21 protein-coding genes are annotated in these 16,431 nt (G+C 72.2%); 9 read left to right on the top strand and 12 right to left on the bottom strand.

The features are described from left to right. The first annotated feature begins 61 nt into the window (after window positions 1-61). Window positions 62-427, top strand: coding sequence for a hypothetical protein (locus tag AB0N80_RS03035; RefSeq protein ID WP_363577479.1), 366 nt, complete (start codon window positions 62-64; stop codon window positions 425-427). A gap of 4 nt (window positions 428-431) precedes the next feature. Here the strand turns inward: AB0N80_RS03035 and AB0N80_RS03030 are convergent, their stop codons facing one another. Then, window positions 432-941, bottom strand: coding sequence for a hypothetical protein (locus AB0N80_RS03030; protein ID WP_363577477.1), 510 nt, complete (start codon window positions 939-941; stop codon window positions 432-434). A gap of 95 nt (window positions 942-1,036) precedes the next feature. Between AB0N80_RS03030 and AB0N80_RS03025 the strand changes: the two genes are divergently transcribed. Beyond that, entirely contained in the window at window positions 1,037-1,924 is an 888-nt protein-coding gene (locus AB0N80_RS03025) for an AraC family transcriptional regulator (RefSeq protein ID WP_363577475.1), read from the top strand. Window positions 1,925-2,127: 203 nt separating this feature from the next. Here AB0N80_RS03025 and AB0N80_RS03020 read toward each other — a convergent pair whose 3' ends face one another. Together AB0N80_RS03020 and AB0N80_RS03015 are read right to left on the bottom strand one after the other, a co-directional pair. After that, window positions 2,128-3,327, bottom strand: a complete 1,200-nt coding sequence (locus AB0N80_RS03020) for an MFS transporter (RefSeq protein WP_363577473.1) — start codon at window positions 3,325-3,327, stop codon at window positions 2,128-2,130. A gap of 88 nt (window positions 3,328-3,415) precedes the next feature. Next, entirely contained in the window at window positions 3,416-4,501 is a 1,086-nt protein-coding gene (locus AB0N80_RS03015; protein WP_315993994.1) for a citrate/2-methylcitrate synthase, read from the bottom strand. Between the two features lie 52 nt (window positions 4,502-4,553). Here AB0N80_RS03015 and AB0N80_RS03010 point away from each other — a divergent pair, with 52 nt between their 5' ends. Genes AB0N80_RS03010 through AB0N80_RS03000 form a run of 3 tightly spaced genes read left to right on the top strand, consistent with a single transcriptional unit; the run spans window position 4,554 to window position 6,406 of the window. Continuing rightward, entirely contained in the window at window positions 4,554-5,729 is a 1,176-nt protein-coding gene (locus AB0N80_RS03010) for a citrate synthase (protein ID WP_363577471.1), read from the top strand. A 36-nt stretch (window positions 5,730-5,765) separates the two neighbouring features. Further along, a complete protein-coding gene (locus tag AB0N80_RS03005) occupies window positions 5,766-6,014 on the top strand; it encodes a type II toxin-antitoxin system prevent-host-death family antitoxin (RefSeq protein WP_315993996.1) in 249 nt (82 codons plus the stop codon). Continuing rightward, window positions 5,921-6,406 carry a type II toxin-antitoxin system VapC family toxin gene (locus AB0N80_RS03000; protein ID WP_363577469.1) on the top strand — a complete coding sequence of 162 codons (486 nt, stop codon included), beginning with the start codon at window positions 5,921-5,923 and terminating at the stop codon, window positions 6,404-6,406. The genes AB0N80_RS03005 and AB0N80_RS03000 overlap by 94 nt, the downstream gene beginning before the upstream one ends. A 3-nt stretch (window positions 6,407-6,409) precedes the next feature. Here the strand turns inward: AB0N80_RS03000 and AB0N80_RS02995 are convergent, their stop codons facing one another. From AB0N80_RS02995 to glp, 3 genes are read right to left on the bottom strand one after another with little or no spacing between them, the layout of a single operon-like run. Continuing rightward, window positions 6,410-6,826, bottom strand: a complete 417-nt coding sequence (locus AB0N80_RS02995; protein WP_363577467.1) for a DUF1232 domain-containing protein — start codon at window positions 6,824-6,826, stop codon at window positions 6,410-6,412. Between the two features lie 6 nt (window positions 6,827-6,832). Continuing rightward, window positions 6,833-7,663 carry an NTP transferase domain-containing protein gene (locus AB0N80_RS02990; RefSeq protein WP_363577465.1) on the bottom strand — a complete coding sequence of 277 codons (831 nt, stop codon included), beginning with the start codon at window positions 7,661-7,663 and terminating at the stop codon, window positions 6,833-6,835. Then, entirely contained in the window at window positions 7,657-8,844 is a 1,188-nt protein-coding gene (gene glp, locus AB0N80_RS02985) for a gephyrin-like molybdotransferase Glp (RefSeq protein WP_363577463.1), read from the bottom strand. The genes AB0N80_RS02990 and glp overlap by 7 nt, the downstream gene beginning before the upstream one ends. Window positions 8,845-8,971: 127 nt before the next feature. Here glp and AB0N80_RS02980 point away from each other — a divergent pair, with 127 nt between their 5' ends. From AB0N80_RS02980 to AB0N80_RS02965, 4 genes are all read left to right on the top strand, one after another. Then, window positions 8,972-9,457, top strand: a complete 486-nt coding sequence (locus AB0N80_RS02980) for a DUF1990 domain-containing protein (protein ID WP_363577461.1) — start codon at window positions 8,972-8,974, stop codon at window positions 9,455-9,457. A gap of 304 nt (window positions 9,458-9,761) precedes the next feature. Further along, window positions 9,762-10,730 (top strand): sugar ABC transporter permease, encoded by a 969-nt coding sequence (locus AB0N80_RS02975; RefSeq protein ID WP_363577459.1) that lies wholly within the window; start codon window positions 9,762-9,764, stop codon window positions 10,728-10,730. Next, on the top strand, window positions 10,730-11,665 hold the full coding sequence (locus AB0N80_RS02970; protein ID WP_363577457.1) for a carbohydrate ABC transporter permease: 936 nt from the start codon (window positions 10,730-10,732) through the stop codon (window positions 11,663-11,665). Before AB0N80_RS02975 ends, AB0N80_RS02970 begins: the two co-directional genes overlap by 1 nt. Before the next feature lie 27 nt (window positions 11,666-11,692). Beyond that, window positions 11,693-13,057, top strand: a complete 1,365-nt coding sequence (locus AB0N80_RS02965; protein WP_363388057.1) for an extracellular solute-binding protein — start codon at window positions 11,693-11,695, stop codon at window positions 13,055-13,057. A 63-nt stretch (window positions 13,058-13,120) separates the two neighbouring features. Here the strand turns inward: AB0N80_RS02965 and AB0N80_RS02960 are convergent, their stop codons facing one another. From AB0N80_RS02960 to AB0N80_RS02935, 6 genes are read right to left on the bottom strand one after another with little or no spacing between them, the layout of a single operon-like run. After that, entirely contained in the window at window positions 13,121-14,059 is a 939-nt protein-coding gene (locus tag AB0N80_RS02960) for an Asp23/Gls24 family envelope stress response protein (protein WP_315994005.1), read from the bottom strand. A 19-nt stretch (window positions 14,060-14,078) separates the two neighbouring features. Then, entirely contained in the window at window positions 14,079-14,666 is a 588-nt protein-coding gene (locus AB0N80_RS02955; protein ID WP_363388061.1) for a hypothetical protein, read from the bottom strand. After that, window positions 14,666-15,244, bottom strand: coding sequence for a DNA/RNA endonuclease G (locus AB0N80_RS02950; protein WP_363577455.1), 579 nt, complete (start codon window positions 15,242-15,244; stop codon window positions 14,666-14,668). Before AB0N80_RS02950 ends, AB0N80_RS02955 begins: the two co-directional genes overlap by 1 nt. Continuing rightward, complete coding sequence (locus AB0N80_RS02945; RefSeq protein ID WP_363388067.1) at window positions 15,244-15,636, bottom strand: hypothetical protein; 393 nt, start codon at window positions 15,634-15,636, stop codon at window positions 15,244-15,246. The genes AB0N80_RS02950 and AB0N80_RS02945 overlap by 1 nt, the downstream gene beginning before the upstream one ends. Next, on the bottom strand, window positions 15,633-15,821 hold the full coding sequence (locus AB0N80_RS02940) for a DUF2273 domain-containing protein (RefSeq protein ID WP_076673182.1): 189 nt from the start codon (window positions 15,819-15,821) through the stop codon (window positions 15,633-15,635). Before AB0N80_RS02940 ends, AB0N80_RS02945 begins: the two co-directional genes overlap by 4 nt. Beyond that, window positions 15,818-16,297 (bottom strand): Asp23/Gls24 family envelope stress response protein, encoded by a 480-nt coding sequence (locus AB0N80_RS02935; protein ID WP_315994008.1) that lies wholly within the window; start codon window positions 16,295-16,297, stop codon window positions 15,818-15,820. Before AB0N80_RS02935 ends, AB0N80_RS02940 begins: the two co-directional genes overlap by 4 nt. Window positions 16,298-16,431 lie beyond the last annotated feature (134 nt).

Below are 16,431 nucleotides of genomic sequence, written 5' to 3'. Positions count from 1 at the left end.
ACGGCCGCACGCACCTGACAAGACATCGCCGATCCGCGCGATGACCTGGGAGGATCGACGCATGGCAGACGACGATCTCCCCGATTCGCTCGAACCGGCGACCGGCGTCCCGCCACGCGACGAGCCACCCGCTCCCCCGACCCCGAAGGGCGACCTGAGGGCCGTCTCGATCATCGCGATCGTCACGGGGGTGATCGTCATCGCCTGGTACCTGTTCATCGCGACAGCGCGCACGGTCGCCGAGATCGACCAGCTGCCGTGGATCCAGATCGGCATGTGGGTTCTCGCCGGGGTGTCGTTCGTGTGCGGCATCCTGAGCCTCAACGCGCGCATGGCGCGCGAACTCGCCGCCGCCGGCTTCATCGCCGGGGTCGCGGCGGGCCTGCTCTCGATCTCGATCGGGTTCTTCAGCGAACTGCTGACCTGACGCGTCAGCCGGCGCACTCCCGGCTGAGCTCGGTCAGCATCCACGCTCCGCTCGAGCGATCCAGGTGCACCGTCCCGCAGTCGCCGCTGTCGTAGGCCACGTCGAGGACCGCCTCGGTCGCCGTCTGGGAGACGACCTGCACCTCGACGTCGGCCGACATTCCGGTCGCGGCATACATCGCCGAGGTCTGGGTGACCAACGTGGTGCAGTCGGTGATGCCGGCGCCGAGCGCGTCGTTGTACTCCTGGATCATGCGCTGCTGCAGGGGGTCGGTCAGTGCGCCGCACGCCGCGACGGTGTCGGCCGCACGCACAGCGCTCCACCACAACCGGAAGGCCTCGACCGGCCCGGTATCGGGCGATGCCGACGCCGTGGCGACGGGGCTCGCGGCGGCCGAGGCGGTCGGAGCGCCGTCGTCGGGAGCGGGCTCGGATGCCGTCGGGCCGGTGCAGGCGGAGAGGACGAGGCCGGCTCCGACGAGCGCGGCGAGAAGCAGCGGGCGGGGGGATCGCATGCCTCCATCCTCGGCCAGGCGGCTCCGTGGTGCCAGTCGGGTGAGGTGGGCGTCACCGTGGAATACCCCGGCCTCGGGGCGGGTTCGACCGTGACATGACACCGTCGCACGCCCTCGAGCGCGCCTTCTCGCGCATCGACGTGTCGCCCGGCCACGCCCGGCGGCAACGTCTGGCGGCCGGTGATCGGCTCACCCTCGCACGCGGTGACGCGGCGCTGGTCTACCTGCTCGCCGGAGAGCTCACCGGCCGCGCCTCGCAGCGATCGGCGTGCGCGGTCGACGCCCCGTCCGGCGCCGCGGCGGCGATCGCCGGCGACCGCACGCTCCTCGCGGGTGACGCCGTCGTCTCGCTCGGATGCCACGCCCTCACCCTGACGTCGCAGTCCGGCGCCGAGGTCACCGTCGTGCCGCTCGCCCTCACCCCCACGAGCGACACCCGCGCACTGCCGCCGGTCGTGTTCGTCAGCGACTTCGCGCGTGCCGAGCCCGCCGCCGCCGGACTGGCCGCGCACCTCGGCATCCCGGCACCCGAGGTCAAGAGCCCGCGCGGCGGCGACGGCACGATCTGCAAGCTCATGGTCACGACGGTGCTGCTGTCAGCGCTGCGCGCGTGGGCGGCGACCGCGCACGAGCAGACCTGGCCGCCCCGCACCGACGACCCCTTCCTCGCGCGGGTGGTCTCGGCGGTGATCGACGAGCCCGGTCGCGAGTGGAGCATCGATCAGCTCGCGGCCCTGGGCGCCATGTCGCGGTCGGTGTTCGCGGCGCGGTTCCGGCAGGTGTTCGGCACCTCGCCCGCGTCGTACGTGACCGAGGTGCGCATGCGGCGGGCGAAAGACCTGCTGGATGCCGGAACCGGCGTCTCCGAGACCTCCCGGGCCCTGGGCTACGCCTCCGACGAAGGCTTCCGACGGGCGTTCCGTCGCCACGTCGGCGTCGCGCCGTCGGCATGGCGGGCGGGTCGGCGCGAGCTCGCGGTCTGACCCGGCGGGGTTGCGGGTCGCGGGCCCGGTTCGGGACGCGGTCCCGATGCCCGGCGTTCGGGCCGCGATCCGGCGTTCGGGGCGAAAGAATGCCGCCCCGAACGGAGGGATGCGCCCCGAACCCCGAGCGTCCCGCCCCGTACCCGCAGGAATGCGCCCCGACCCCCGAGCACCCCGCCTCGCGGTCCCGGCTCCACCGCGACTCAGGGCCGAGCGGACCGCCGCTCGCGCACCGACACTCCGAACAGCACGGCGCCGATGGCGAGGAGCGCGATGCCGATGGCATCTACCGTCTGCACGCTCGTCGCGTCGACGAGGATGCCACCCACACCTGCAGCGATGGTGATCGCGAGCTGGAACCCCGTGACGACGAGGCTCCCGCCGGCCTCGAGACGGTCGGGCATGCGGTGGCCGACCCACGTGTTGACGATGATCAGCCACGACGAGAAGAAGAAGCCCCAGACCGCGACGGCGATCGCGACGACCGCGAGCGACCCGGGCATCAGCATGACGGCCGCGATCGCGAGGGCGATGGCGAGGGGTCCGACGACGGCGAGACGCGCGAAGGCGCGGTCGACGACGAGGCCGACGAGGATGTTGCCGACGAATCCGCCCACGCCGAAGAGGGCGAGCAGCAGCACGATCGTGCCCGCGTCGACGTCGGGGATGCGCTCGAGCGAGAGACGCACGTAGGTGTACGCGACGAAGTGCCCCAGCACGACGAGCACGTGCCCGGCCATGCCACCCGTGTTGCCCGGGCGCCGGAGGGTGTCGAACAGGATGCCGAGACTCGACGCCGCGGCCGGCGGCACCGGGGGCAGCGCCACGCGCACCGCGACGCCCACGGCCGCGGTCGCGACGGCGACGAGGAGGAAGGCGAGGCGCCAGTCGAGCGCCTCGCTCAGGGCCACCCCGATCGGGACGCCCGCGACCGTGGCCAGGGAGAGGCCGGCGGAGCCGAACATCATGGCCCGTCCGATGCGGTCGGGGCTCGACAGGCGCGCGGCGACCGTGATCGACATCGACCAGAACGCGCTGATCGCGGCTCCCAGCAGGAAACGGGCGACGAGGATCGCGGGCAGGCTCGGCGCGATCGCCACGACCAGGCTCGAGACGGTGGCCGAGGCGGCCGCGCCGACCAGCAGCGTGCGCCGGTCGAGACGCGGCAGCAGCAGCCCCACGGTGGGGGCGAACAGGAGCCCGGCGAGCGCGGTGACGGTGACCGTCTGACCGGCCTGACCCGCGGTGACGCCGAGCGAGGCGGCCATCTCGGTGAGCACGCCGTTGGGGAGGAACTCGGCGGTGACGAGCAGGAAGCTCAGCAGCATGACGACGATCAGTCCGCCGTAACGCATCGTGGACGGCCCGGCGACGGGCGTGGGAACGGGAGCGGTGGTGGTCATCCTCCGATGCTCGCGGGCGATCGTGGTTCGCGCCGGGCCGTTCGTCCGCGGCATCCGACCGATCGTCCGGGGGACCGTGAGCCCCTCCTCAGCGCATCAGCGCCGGCCCCACGTACCGCGCCGAGGGCCGGATGATCTTCGGGTCGCGCGCCTGTTCGAGCACGTGCGCCGTCCAGCCGATCGTCCGGGCGAGGGCGAAGGTCGGCGTGAACATCTCACGGGGGATGCCGCATTGCTCCATCACGACGGCGGCGAAGAACTCGACGTTCGCCCGGAGGGGCCGCTCCGGATGCCGCGCGGCGAGCTGCCGCTCCGCCTCCGCCTGGAACGCCAGCGCCTGCTGCACCCGGTCGCCGCCGAGACCGCGCGCGACCTCGCGCAGGAGCTCCGACCGCGGATCCGCCGTGCGATACACCGCGTGCCCGAAGCCCATGAGTCGTCGTCCGGCCGACAACTCCCCCGCGATCCACGCGCCGGGGTCGGCGCCCGCGGCGTCGAGGCTGTCGAGGGCGCGCGCCGGAGCTCCCCCGTGAAGCGGTCCCGACAGCGCCCCGAGCGCAGCGGTCAGGCACGCCGCCATGTCGGCCCCGGTCGACGCGACGACCCGAGCCGTGAACGTCGAGGCGTTGAAGCCGTGGTCCATCGCCGCGACGAGGTAGGCCGACAGGGCGCGCACGTGCACGTCATCGGGGACGACGCCGGACACACGCTCGAGGTAGTCGGACACGAGGCCGCGGCCCGCCGGCATCCGTTCCGCAGCCGGAGCGAGTGCGAGCGGCGCCATCGCGGCGAAGGCGATCGCCTCGTCGAGCCTCCCGGACTCGTCGAGGTCGTAGAGCGCCGGGGAGCGGCGGAGGGATGCCGCCAGCGTCCACACCGCGCGGAGCACCGCGAGCGGGTGATCGCTGTGCTCCCGCACGGCGGCGATCAGAGGCGGCATCCGGTCGTCCGCCTGCGCCGCGGCGATCCGCTCGGCGAAGGCGCCCGGGTCATCGGGCAGCCCGCCGACGACGAGCAGGTGCCAGACGTCCTCGAAGGTGCGGGTGCGGGCCAGGTCGACCGCGGAGTGGCCGCGGTACTGGTAGAAGCCGGCCGTGCCGTCGACGTCGCTGATGGCCGTCTCGGCGGCCACGACGCCGTTGAGTCCGCGGGGCACCTCGATCAGATCGCTCATGCGCTCAGTGTGCGAACATGACGTCGACAGCGTCAACGTTGATCGGATCAAGATGCCAGCGCCCCTCCCCCGCCTCAACGCCGCCCAAGCCGCCGCCCGACTCGGCGTCAAGCCCGAGACGGTGTACGCCTACGTCTCCCGCGGGCTGCTCGGCCGCGAGCGCGACGCGCGCGGATCGACCTTCGACGCCCTCGAGGTCGAGGCCTTCGCGACCGGGAGGCGACGCGCCGCCGCACAGGCGCCCTCGCACCCCACCACCGGCATGCCGCTGGGGGTCGTGCACACCGACATCGCCGACATCGAGGACGACGAGCTGCTCTACCGCGGTCGCCGCGCCCGCGATCTCGTCGACCGCCCGTTCGCCGAGGTCGTCGCGTGGCTCTGGGATGCCGAGCGCGTCGATGCCCCCGACCCCGCCATCGGGAGCGCGCGCGAGATGGTGGCGGCGCTGCCGCCGCACGCCGGTGCCATGGACCGCCTGCGCGCCGCCCTCACCGGCTTCGCCGCCGACGATCCCCTGCGGCACGACGCCTCCCCGGCCACGCTGCACCGCATCGGGTGGACGCTGCTCACCGGTCTCCCGGTCGCCCTCGGCGGTGACCCCGACCATGACATCGCGCTGTCGCTGGCCCGGGCGTGGAACGCCCCGGCATCCGTCGGCCCCGCCGTCAACGCGGCTCTCGTGCTGCTCATCGATCACGACCTCGCAGTCTCGACATTCGCCGCCCGTGTGGCCGCGTCGGCGCGCGCCGACGGATACGCCGCCGTCAGCGCCGCCCTCGGGGCGGCGGATTCCCCCCTGCACATCTCCGCCGCCACGCGCACGGCACGGCTGCTCACGCGTGTGCGCCGGGGCCTCGACCCCGAGCGGGCCTTGGCCGAGGCGCTGCAGGACGGCAACGGCATCCCGGGCTTCGGCCACCCGCTCTATCGCGACGTCGACGACCGCGCCGACGCCCTCTTCCCGTTCATCGCCGCTCTCCCCGACGGGGCCGCGACGATGGATGCCGTGCACCGGCTCTCGGAGGTCGTCGCCGCGCGGGCGCGCCTGCGGCCCAACGTGGATCTGGCGCTGGCCGCGTTGGCATCCGCCGCCCGTCTGCCCGAGGACGCCGCGAGCACGATCTTCGTCGTCGGCCGACTCGCGGGGTGGATCGCGCACATCGCCGCGGAATACGCCGAGCCCGCGATGCGGCTTCGCCCGAGGGGCGAATACGTGGGGCGGTAGAGTCGGTCTAGCCAGGTACATGGCTAGGATGCGGCCATGATGTACAACGTCCTGGAGGCGCGCAACAATCTGTCGCGGCTGATCGCCGACGTCGAATCGGGAGCAGAAGTCACCATCGCGAGACGCGGCGTTCCGGTGGCACGGATCGTTCCGTTCGACGCGGCGGAACCACCTGGGACCGCCGTCGCGACGTGGCTGCGAGAGAATCCGTTGACGCCGGAGCTGGCGCGACCCGTCGAGCAGATCGAGGAGATCATCGCCGAGAACCGGGTCGCCGGAGCGTGATCTACGTCGACAGTTGCCTGGTGATCTACGCGGTCGAGCGCGACGACGAGCTCGGCGACCGGGCCCGCCAGGCGCTGGCCGAGACGGACTCCGCCCTGGCCGCGAGTCCGCTCGTCATGCTCGAAGCCATGGTCGGTCCGATGCGCGACGGGTACGCCGAGCCGCAGCTGCGGATGTGGAGCATCTTCGAGCGCTTCGAGATGTTGTCGGCCGGGCCCGACGCCTATCTGAGCGCGGCGCGCCTGCGGGCGAGGAACCCGGGTCTGCGGACGGCGGACGCTCTGCACCTCGCCATCGCCCAGCACGCGGGGTGTTCGCGCCTGTGGACGAACGGCTCGCGTCTCGCCGCGATCGCGCACGACTTCGCCGTCGACGTCCTGACGGCGGCCTGACCCTCACCGCGCGGCGCCGACCAGCGTCAGCACGCTTCGCAGCCCCTCCGGCGTCCCCGGCCAGTGCCGCTCGATCGCCGGCATCCCCGCGTGCCGGATCGCGAAGCGCAGAGCGATCACGACCACGATCGCGTCGTCGGCATAGCCGATCACCGGCAGGAAGTCGGGGATGAGGTCGATCGGGAGCAGCAGATACACCAGCAGTCCGCCCAGCCACCACCGCGTCGCCCGCGGCACCGTCGGGTCAGCCGCCACCCGGCGGATCAGTCGCACCACGTCGGGCGCCAGACGCAGCACGGCACGCCAATCGACCGCCCCGCCCGAGCGCTTCTGCTGCACCCACAGCACCGCCACGAGGGCCAGCCACAGGATGACGAGACCGGCGAGCACACCGAGGACGACGGCGAGCCACTCCGGCATCGCGGATCAGCGACTCTCCCACTCGCGCGCCATTTCGACGACGGCGGCGACGGCGGCCGCGGTGTCGGCGGGCGTCCCGCCGGCGCGGCCCGCGACGAGTCCGGCCACGAAGGCGCTGAGCGGAGCGGCGGGGCGGGCGACGCCGTTCGCGACGTCGCGAGCGAGGTCGAGGATGAGCGAGATGGGGATGTCGCCGTCGGCCAGGCCGAAGCGTTCGGCGAGCGCGGCGCTCCAGTCGTTCAGCGCCTCGGGCGGCAGGGTGCGGTTCTCGGTCATGGCTCCTCCTCGGGCTCTGCGGAGATCGTCCCACGTGTCGATGTCGTGCGTCTCGCTCGCGGGGGCCGGGATCGATGCGATCACCAGCCCCCCGAGCAACGCGCGCATCGAGGCATCGCGCCCCGCATCGGTAAGAGCGGATGCCGCTGCCCGCAGCGCCGCGGTGCGATAGCGGCCGAGGAGCCACTGGCGTCGGCCGTCGTCGAGACACGCCCCGTCGGCTCCGGGCGGCAGCGGGGCGGCGAGCCGCTCGACGGGCGCAGCCGGTGCGGCGAGGTCGCAGGCGATGACGTAGACCTCGTCGGCATCCACCGTGTCCAGCGCCGCGACGGCGGCGGCGACCGGACCACCGAAGGGCGGGTCCTCGCGCACCCACTCCACGTCGAGGGAGGCGTCGAGCACCGGTGCGACGACGACGATGCGCCGCGCGCCGCCGGCTCGCACCGCGGCGACCGCGGCGGCGAGCAGCGTCGAGCCCCCGACCTCGAAGAGCGGCTTCACCGCACCTCCGACCCGTGAGCCGCGACCACCGGCGAGCAGGATCGCGTCGACGCTCACCACAGGGCCACCGAGACCGTGTCGCCCGCGACGAGATCGGCCACGGTCGGCGGGATCACCGCGAGCCCCTCGGCGGTGCCGAATCCCCGGGTGCCGCGGGCCGTGGGCGTCGCCCACCACCGCGCGGGATCGCTGCGGTCGATCGTCACGGGGACGTATTGCGTCTTGTCGGCCCTCGCCCGCCACCCGGCGGCCAGCGCGATCCGCACACGCGCACGGCTCGGCTCGACGTCGCCCTCGAGTGCGCGCAGCGCCGGGCGCACGAACAGCTCGAACGACACCGCCGCGCTCACGGGATTACCCGGGAGCCCGAAGAGCAGCAGACCGCCCGGGGCGCGCCCGAAGCCCTGGGGCTTGCCCGGCTGCATGCGCACGCGGTCGAACCGCATGAGGTCGCCGAGGGTGTTCTTCACGACCTCGTACGCGCCCGCGCTCACGCCGCCCGAGAAGACGACGACGTCGGCGCCGGCGGCCTCGGCGGCGGCGATCGCGCGGCGCGGGCCGTCGCCGGAGTCGTCGACGCTCGTGCGCAGCACGACCTCGGCCCCGGCCTCTTCGGCAAGGCCGGCGAGCAGCACGCTGTTCGACTCCGGGATCCGCCCACGACGCAGCTCGGCGCCGGGCGCGACGAGCTCCGACCCGGTCGACACCACGGCCACGCGGGCGGCGCGCGAGACCTCGACGACGCCGACACCGGATGCCGCGATCGCGCCGATCCGCGCTGCGGTCAGGCGCACGCCGGCCTCGACGACGAGTTCGCCCGCCCGCACGTCCGAGCCGCGGCGGCGGATGTGCGCGCCCGGCGCCCGCGGGGCGACGACGACGTCGACGGGCTCGAGGCCCCCGTCGAGACCGCGCGCGGTGTCTTCGAACGGGACGACGGCGGTGGCGTCGGTGGGCACGGGCGCCCCGGTCATGATGCGAGCGGCGTCGCCGGCATCCATCCGCGGGTCGAGGTCGGTGCCGGCGGGGAGGTCGGCGACCACGCGCAGGGTCCCCGGGGCGTCGAGGTCGCGCACGGCGAAGCCGTCCATCGCGGAGGAGTCGAAGCCCGGCACGTCGACGGCGGCCGTGACCGGATGCCGGAGCACCCGGCCGCGCGCGGCGGCGACGTCGCGCGGCTCGGGGTCGAGGGGCCGCACCGCCTCGAGGATCGTCGCGAGGTGCTCGGCGACGTCGATCACGCGGCGGATCCGGGGAGGAGGAGGGGCATGTGCTCAGCGTAGGCTTCGCCGCCCGGCGCCGGCGCGGGAGGCCGGCGCCGACCGCAACCCGGGTCGTCCGGCCGCCGCACCCCGCTACCGTGTGCGCATGGACGGCCTGACCTACACGGAGGTCGGCGCGACCGCCGGCGAGATGCCCGCGGGCTCCCACCACGTACGCGCCCACCGGGTGATCGGCCGCGGGTCGGACGTCTTCGCGCGCGCCGCCGATGCCCTCCTCGCGGGTGAGGCGCAGCGCCGGGCGGGAGCGCGCGTCGTGCTGAGCGAGACGCCGATGCGCGAGGGCACCCGCGTGACGATGCGCCTGGGGGTCGGCATCCTGAGCTTCCGTATCCCGTGCCTCGTGGTGTGGGCCGAACGCTCCGACACCGTCGCGGGATTCGCCTACGGCACGCTGCCGGGGCACCCCGAGCGCGGGGAGGAACGGTTCACGCTCACGCTGCGACCGTCGGGCGAGGTGGTGTTCGACATCGCCGCGTTCTCGCGCCCGGGGCGCTGGTTCACGCGGGTCGGCGCGCCGGTCGGTCGGCTCGTGCAGGCGTGGATGACCCGGCGCTACCTCCGCGCGCTCTGACGGCGCCGCGGTCCGCCCCGCGCGACGCCCCCGCGAGTCGCACGATCCGCGCGGGATCACGCCCGCCGGTGGCGTCGGTCGGCGTGCGACGGCGTGCCGATCGTGCGATCTCGCGGAGGGATGACGCGCCGTCGGCCCGGCCGAGCGCTTATCGCACGTCGCCGACGTCTTGGCAACGCCCTGGACCTTCTCGGAGCACTTCCCGACCCTGGCGAAGCGCTTCTCGATGCCGAGACGGCGCGCGAAAGGAGAAGACAATGCGCGACATCATCCCCGGGTCCTCCGCCGCCGACCGGTCCTGCCGGTGACCGTCTCCTCCACCCCTGCCACCGAGAGCGACACCGCCGGAAAGCACCGCCGACCTCCTCGACAGAGGGTCAAATACAACCGCCGCGAAGCGATCGCGGGCTACCTGTTCATCTCACCGTGGATCATCGGCTTCCTCGTCTTCACGGCGGGGGCGATGATCTACAGCCTCGTCATCTCGTTCTCGAGCTACAACCTCGCCACCGGCGCCGCCCGGCCGGTCGGGGCCGCCAACTACGCCCAGCTCTTCGAAGACCCGCGGGTGGCCGTGTCACTCGGCAACACCCTGTTCTACGCCGTCATGGCGGTGCCGCTCGAGATCGCCTTCGCTCTCTTCCTGGCGCTGCTGCTGAGCCGCGTCGGTCGCGGCGCCGGCATCTTCCGCACGCTCTACTACCTGCCCAAGATGACGCCGGCGGTGGCGACGGCAGCGGTGTTCTTCCTGCTGCTCAACGGCAACTCCGGCGCGATCAACCAGGCACTCGGGGCCATCGGCATCCAGGGTCCGCAGTGGCTCGTCGACCCCGCGTGGGTCAAGCCGAGCATCGTCATCATGGCGCTGTGGACCGTCAGCGGCACCATGGTGATCTTCCTCGCGGCGATCAAGAACGTGCCCGTCGATCTCCACGAGGTCGCGCAGATCGACGGCGCGGGGCCGATCCGCCGGTTCTTCTCGATCACCCTGCCGATGATCTCGGGCGCGATGTTCTTCAACGTCATCGTGCTGACGATCGCTGCGTTCCAGGTGTTCGACCAGGCGTACCTGCTGTTCTGGCGCGATCAGAGCAACGCCTCGCCCGAAGCATCCCTGTTCTATGCGATCTACCTCTTCCAGCAGGCGTTCCGGCAGTTCAACTTCGGGTTCGCCGCCGCCATGGCGTGGCTGCTGTTCGTGATCATCCTGCTCATCACGCTCGTGCAGGTGCGCCTGGGCAACCGCTTCGTCTACTACGAGGGGGACCGCTGATGGCCACGACCCTGCAGACGCCCGGGGTCGCGCAGGCGCGTCCCGAACTCGTCGTCCCGCCCCGCAGACGCTGGCGCCGGGCGCTCAGCCAGCCGAAGACCCTCGCCGGCCGCGTCGCGCTCGCGGCGGTGCTGGTGCTGTTCGCGCTGCTGTTCCTCTATCCCTTCGCATGGTTGCTCGCGGCGAGCCTCAAGCCGCGCGGTGAGGTGTTCGACAACGCCCTCATCCCGAAGACGTTCCTGCCGGGCAACTACGCCGAGGTGTGGAACCAGCTGCCGCTGCTGAATTGGATGTTCAACAGCGTCGCGATCGCCCTGCTCGCCGCCACCACCGTGGCGGTGATGAGCTCGATCGTCGCCTTCGGCTTCGCCTACTTCCGCTTCCCCGGCCGCGGACTGCTGTTCGGCCTTGTGCTGGCCACGATGATGCTGCCGGGCGCGGTGACGATGATCCCGATCTACCTGATCTGGAAGGAGACGGGCCTGCTCGGCACGTGGGTGCCGCTGTGGGGCATGAACCTGTTCGGCAGCGCCTTCTACATCTTCCTGCAGCGGCAGTTCTTCCTCGGCGTCCCCCGCGAGCTGTTCGAGGCGGCGCGGCTCGACGGCTGCAGCGCCTGGGGACTGTTCTGGCGCATAGCGATGCCGCTGTCGATCCCGTCGTTCATCATCGTGTTCCTCTTCGAGTTCCAGGCCAGTTGGAACAACCTGCAGGCGGCGCTCATCTACCTCAACGCCGGCAGCGTCGAGGACTTCACCGCCCCGCTCGGCATCGCCTACGCGATGACGAAGTACAGCCCGAGTGCGGGCGGTCAGGGCGATTACCAGTACGTGATGGTCGCCTCCCTCCTGGTGACCCTCCCGATGCTCATCATCTTCGCCTTCGGCCAGCGGTACTTCGTCGAGGGCGTCGCCACCCAAGGCCGTAAGGGCTGAGATCCCCCCGTCCCGAAAGGACCCATCATGCGCAAACGCTCCCTCGCCGGTGTCGCCGCGGTCGCGGCATCCGCCCTCCTCCTGACTTCCTGCAGCGGTGGCGGCGCCGAGGAGCAGGCGGCCGACGTCGACTTCTCCGCCACGCCGAGCGGCGCCCTCGCGGCGTGGGGCTTCGAGAACGCCGACGACGTGGGCCAGTCGCGCCTCGACTACGCCGCGGAGCAGCTCCCCGACGTGCAGGTGACCCTGGATGCCACGGCCTTCGACGCGCAGAAGTTCACGACCCGCATCGCCGGCGGCAACGTGCCCGACGTCGTGCAGATGGACCGCCGGTACGTGACGACCTACGCCGCTCAAGGACTGCTGATGCCGCTCGATGCGTGCTTCGAGGCGAAGGGCGTGACCCCCACCGACCGGTGGTACCAGAACGTCGTGGACGACGTCACGTACGAGGACGCCGTCTACGCGGTGTCGCAGTTCTATCAGCCGCCCGCGATCCTGCTGAACATGAACGTGCTGAACGAGGCGGGCGTGAGCCCCGACGCCTTCGACACCTCCGACATGGACGGCCTCCTCGCCGCGATCGGCAAGATCTATCAGGGCTCGGGCAGCACCCCGACCCGCCTCGGATTCGATCCCGTCGCCACCGGACAGGGCGGCCTGTGGGTGCTGGGCATGGGCGGGCAGCTCACCGACGACACCGGCAAGCCCACCCTCGACGACCCCTCGAACGCCGCGGGCATCGACGCACTGAAGAGGATCACCGACGCGCAAGGCGGGTACGCCGCGGTGAAGAGCTTCACCGACTCGTTCGACACCTTCGGCGACGCGAACCAGTTCGTGTCGAACCAGGTCGGCGCGCAGGTCGCCAACCAGTGGTACCCGAACGTGCTGAGCGCCTACCGCGATCAGATCTCCCTGCAGGCGGTCCCCTTCCGGGATGCCGAGGGCCAGCCGTTCTCCCTCGCCTCCGGCACCGCGTTCGTGATCCCCGCGGGGGCGAAGAATCCCGCCGCGGCGTGCGCGTGGATGACCGATCTGACCTCGACCGAGGCGTGGATGGCGGCCGGCGCCGCGCGCGCCGCGACCATCGAGGGCAAGGGCGGACTCAACACGGGCCTGTTCACCGGGTCGCCCGAGGCCGACGAGAAGATCCGGTCGCAGTACGTCACGCCCACCGGCGACAGCGGGTTCGATCAGGTCATCTCCACCTACTACGACGTCGTCGGCTCCGGCCGGTCGTTCGGTTCGTCTCCCGCCGGCCAGGACATCCAGAACGAGCTGAACAACGCCATCACCGCGGCTCTGCTGGGCGACAAGACGACCGAGCAGGCCCTGGCCGACGCGCAGCAGGCCGCGCAGCGCGCGTACGACAACGCGACGGCGCAGTAGGCCTCGCCTCACGATGAGAGGGCGCCCCCGCCGAAGCCGGGGCGCCCTCTCACGTCTGTGATCTCAGCTCCGCGGTCGCTCGTCCTCCACGACCGACTGCACGCCGTCGACGGCCGGCGTCTCGTCGTCGGCGCGCACCTCGTCGGCCGCGATCGCGATGTCGACCGCGGCGTCTTCGAGCGCTTCGGCGACGACGTCGCGCACGTCGGCGCGCTCCTCGACACCGCGCACGTCGGCGCGCTCGCTCTCGGCGACGGGGTCGGTGCTGTCCAGGGCCGAGCCCTCGTCGGTCGGCTCGAGACCCTCGGTCACGCGGTCGGCGGCGTCGATGTCGGCCTCCGCCTGCTCACGGCGCGTGGCCTCGGCGTTCTGACGGGCGAACTCCCCGGCCGCAGCGGCCGCTCCGGCGGCGAGGTCGGAGGCGGCGTCCTTCGCGTCGCCGAGCGCCTTCGCGGCGTCATCGGCCTTCTCGCGCACGACGGCAGCAGCGTCGGCCGTCTGCTCGCGCACCGCCGCCGACGCGGCATCCGCCCTCTCCTTCGCCTCACCGGCGATCTCGCGGGCGCGGTCGCCCGCCGCCTCAGCCTTCTCGCGCACGACGGCCGTCGCGGCGTCCGCCTTCTCCTCCGCCTCGGCGACGACGTCGCGGTCGAACGGGCCGAAGACGCCGGTCACGACCACGTCGACGTCGATGCGCCCGCGTCCGAGCGGCTCGAGGGCCGTGCGGACGGCGGTACGCACCGCGTCCGACACCTCGTGGAGCTTGTGCGGATAGTCGACGACCAGCGAGATCGTCGCCGTGACCGAATCGGCGCGGTCGGTGTCGATCTTCACGCCGGGAGCGGTGCTGGCCAGGCCCACGCGCTCACGGACGGCATCCGACGCGCGGCCGAGCAGGCTGCCCAGGGCGTGGACGCCCGGCACGGAGCCGGCAGCCGTGGCGGCGAGGCTCGCCGCGGCATCCAGGTCGGGCGGGTCGATGGTGGCATCGATGGTGGTCATGACGTCTCCTCGTGGGGGGTCAGTGCACGCGGGTGTTGTCGCGAGCGAGCTTCGCACGCAGACCCGAGTGGATGGAGATGTACGCGCGCAGGTTCTGGCCCGTGAGGGTGGCGAGGTTGGTGACGAGCGTGTCGACGTGCTCCGCCACCTGGCGCGGCGAGGTGTTCTGTCGCGGGGTGACCGCGACATGCAGGACCGACTCGTTCTTGATCTCGCCGGCGGTGATGCGCGAGAAGAGGATCTCGTCACGCTCGGCGAGCGCGTTCTTCAGCGCCTCCGAGGCGAAACCGTCGGTGACGGTGATGCGACCGGCGTCGTTCGCGCTGCCGGTGGACTGCAGCGCAGCGTGGCGGCGCCCGCGCACGGCGGCCGACGCGACGACGATGAGGATGATCGCGAGCACCACGAAGGCGGCGACGGCACCCCAGCCCGCCGAGTCACGGCCCAGCGACTCGAGCCAGCCCTGGAATCCGCCCATGACGGAGGTCCAGGTGTCGGCGCCACCGGGCAGCAGTCCGACGACGAGCGCCAGAGCGCCCAGGCCGAGCAGCACGAGGGCGACCAGGAAGAGGATGAAGCGGTTCAGACCGCGACGCGTGGCGTTCATCAGGACTCCTTGGTGTCGGGACGCTCGATGCGCAGGTGAGTGCGCACGGCGGGGGTGAGCTTGTAGGCGGCGACCTCGGCGTCGACGATCCGGCGCAGCTGCGCCTCGTCGACCGGGATGCCGACCGGGGGGCGCACCGTCACGTCGACGGCGCGGTGGGCGACGCCCACGACGATGTCGTCACGGGCGATCCCGGACTCGTTGCTGAGGTGCTGAGCCAGGGCGGATGCCACGACGCCGTTGTCGACGACGACGGCACGCTGGCCCCACTCCATCTCGTGACGCGACAGGCGCCCGGGCTTGAGGGCGATCACGAGGACGATGAGTCCGAGGATCGCGAGCACGACGCCGCCGACGATGAAGGCGACCGGCATGAGAGCGGTCGGGGCTGCGACGACGGCGCTGAGAGCCTCGCCGGGCGAGACCAGCAGCGGCTGGGCACCGGTGAGGGCGAGGATGATCTCGACCGCGGCGTACGCCAGGACGAGCAGGAGCAGCACGACCACGACGAGCATGGCCACGGTGCGCGGGGAGTGCGTCTCGCGACGCACGACGGTGCGGAGCACGGCGTCAGTCATCACAGCACTCGCTTTCGCTGGGGGGCGGTGGCGCCCGAGATGGTCAGGTCGACGCGCGAGATCTCGCGGCCGAACAGCCGCGACAGGCGCGTGCGCAGTTCGCTCTGGGCGGCAGCGGCCGCGTCGAGCACGGGGGTGGCGGCCTGGACGGCCGCGGTGTCGTCGAGACGCGGCACCGGGAACGGCGACGTCACGCGCACGGCGGCGGTGTCGCGGGCCGAGACGATCTCGACGTGGACGCCCTTGGCATCCACCCCGATGATGTCGGCGGCGGCGCGCTCGGCCGTCTTCTGCAGCACGCGGTCGGCGATGTTCACCCGGCCGGCCGGGAGGCCGGGGCCGGCAACCGCGCTGCGGCTGCCGACCCCGGGGGAAGCGGTGACGGTGGTCACGATGTGCTCCGACCCTTGAAGGCGTTGACGACGTTGCGGAAGTCGATCTCACCCGCGGTGATGCGGGCGACGACCACACCGATCGCCATGAAGAGGGCGACGAGGATGAATCCCCAGAAGCCGAAGATCAGAGCGCTGAGGGCCAGCACGAGGCCGGCGAGAGCGCCCTTCGTCGTGGCGCTCACTGGACGCGCTTCTCGGACTCGGCGTCGTTGTTGTCGTCGCCCGGGATGTGGACGTCGTTCACATCGACGTTGACCTCGACGACCTCGAGACCGACGAGACGGCTGATCGCACCCGCGACGCGACCGCGGACCTGGTCGGCGACCTCCTGGATCGGGGCGCCGTACTCGACGACGATGGTGACGTCGGCGGCGGCCTGGGTCTCGCCCACCTCGACCTTGACGCCCTGCGTCAGGTCGGTGGCGTTGATGGCGTCGCGGATGGCGCCGAGCGCGCGGGCTCCGCCGCCGCCGAGCGCGAACACGCCGTTGACCTCACGGGCGGCGATGCCGGCGACCTTGGCGACGACGCCCTCGGCGATCGTGGTCTTGCCCTCGGTGTGGGTCTCCTGACCGCGCGCGGCGAGGGGACGGTTCACGCGCGACGCCGACTGGGGGACGTTCTGCGCAGCGGGGGTGGTGGGGGCGTTCTCAGCCATGTCCGTGCCTTTCGATGTCGTGACCCGATGATTCGGGGTGGGCGCTTCGGCCTACATCACTAAGACGTACCGGCTTTCGGAATCGTCACGCCGGGATTGAAATTCCTTTCGCGATGTGTATGTCAGCGAATGCG

Origin of the sequence: Microbacterium sp. NPDC089188 (assembly GCF_040685155.1) — a bacterium.
Taxonomy (GTDB): domain Bacteria; phylum Actinomycetota; class Actinomycetes; order Actinomycetales; family Microbacteriaceae; genus Microbacterium; species Microbacterium galbum.
The sequence above is the reverse complement of the archived record's forward strand: the minus strand, read 5'-3'. Positions and strand labels throughout refer to the sequence as shown.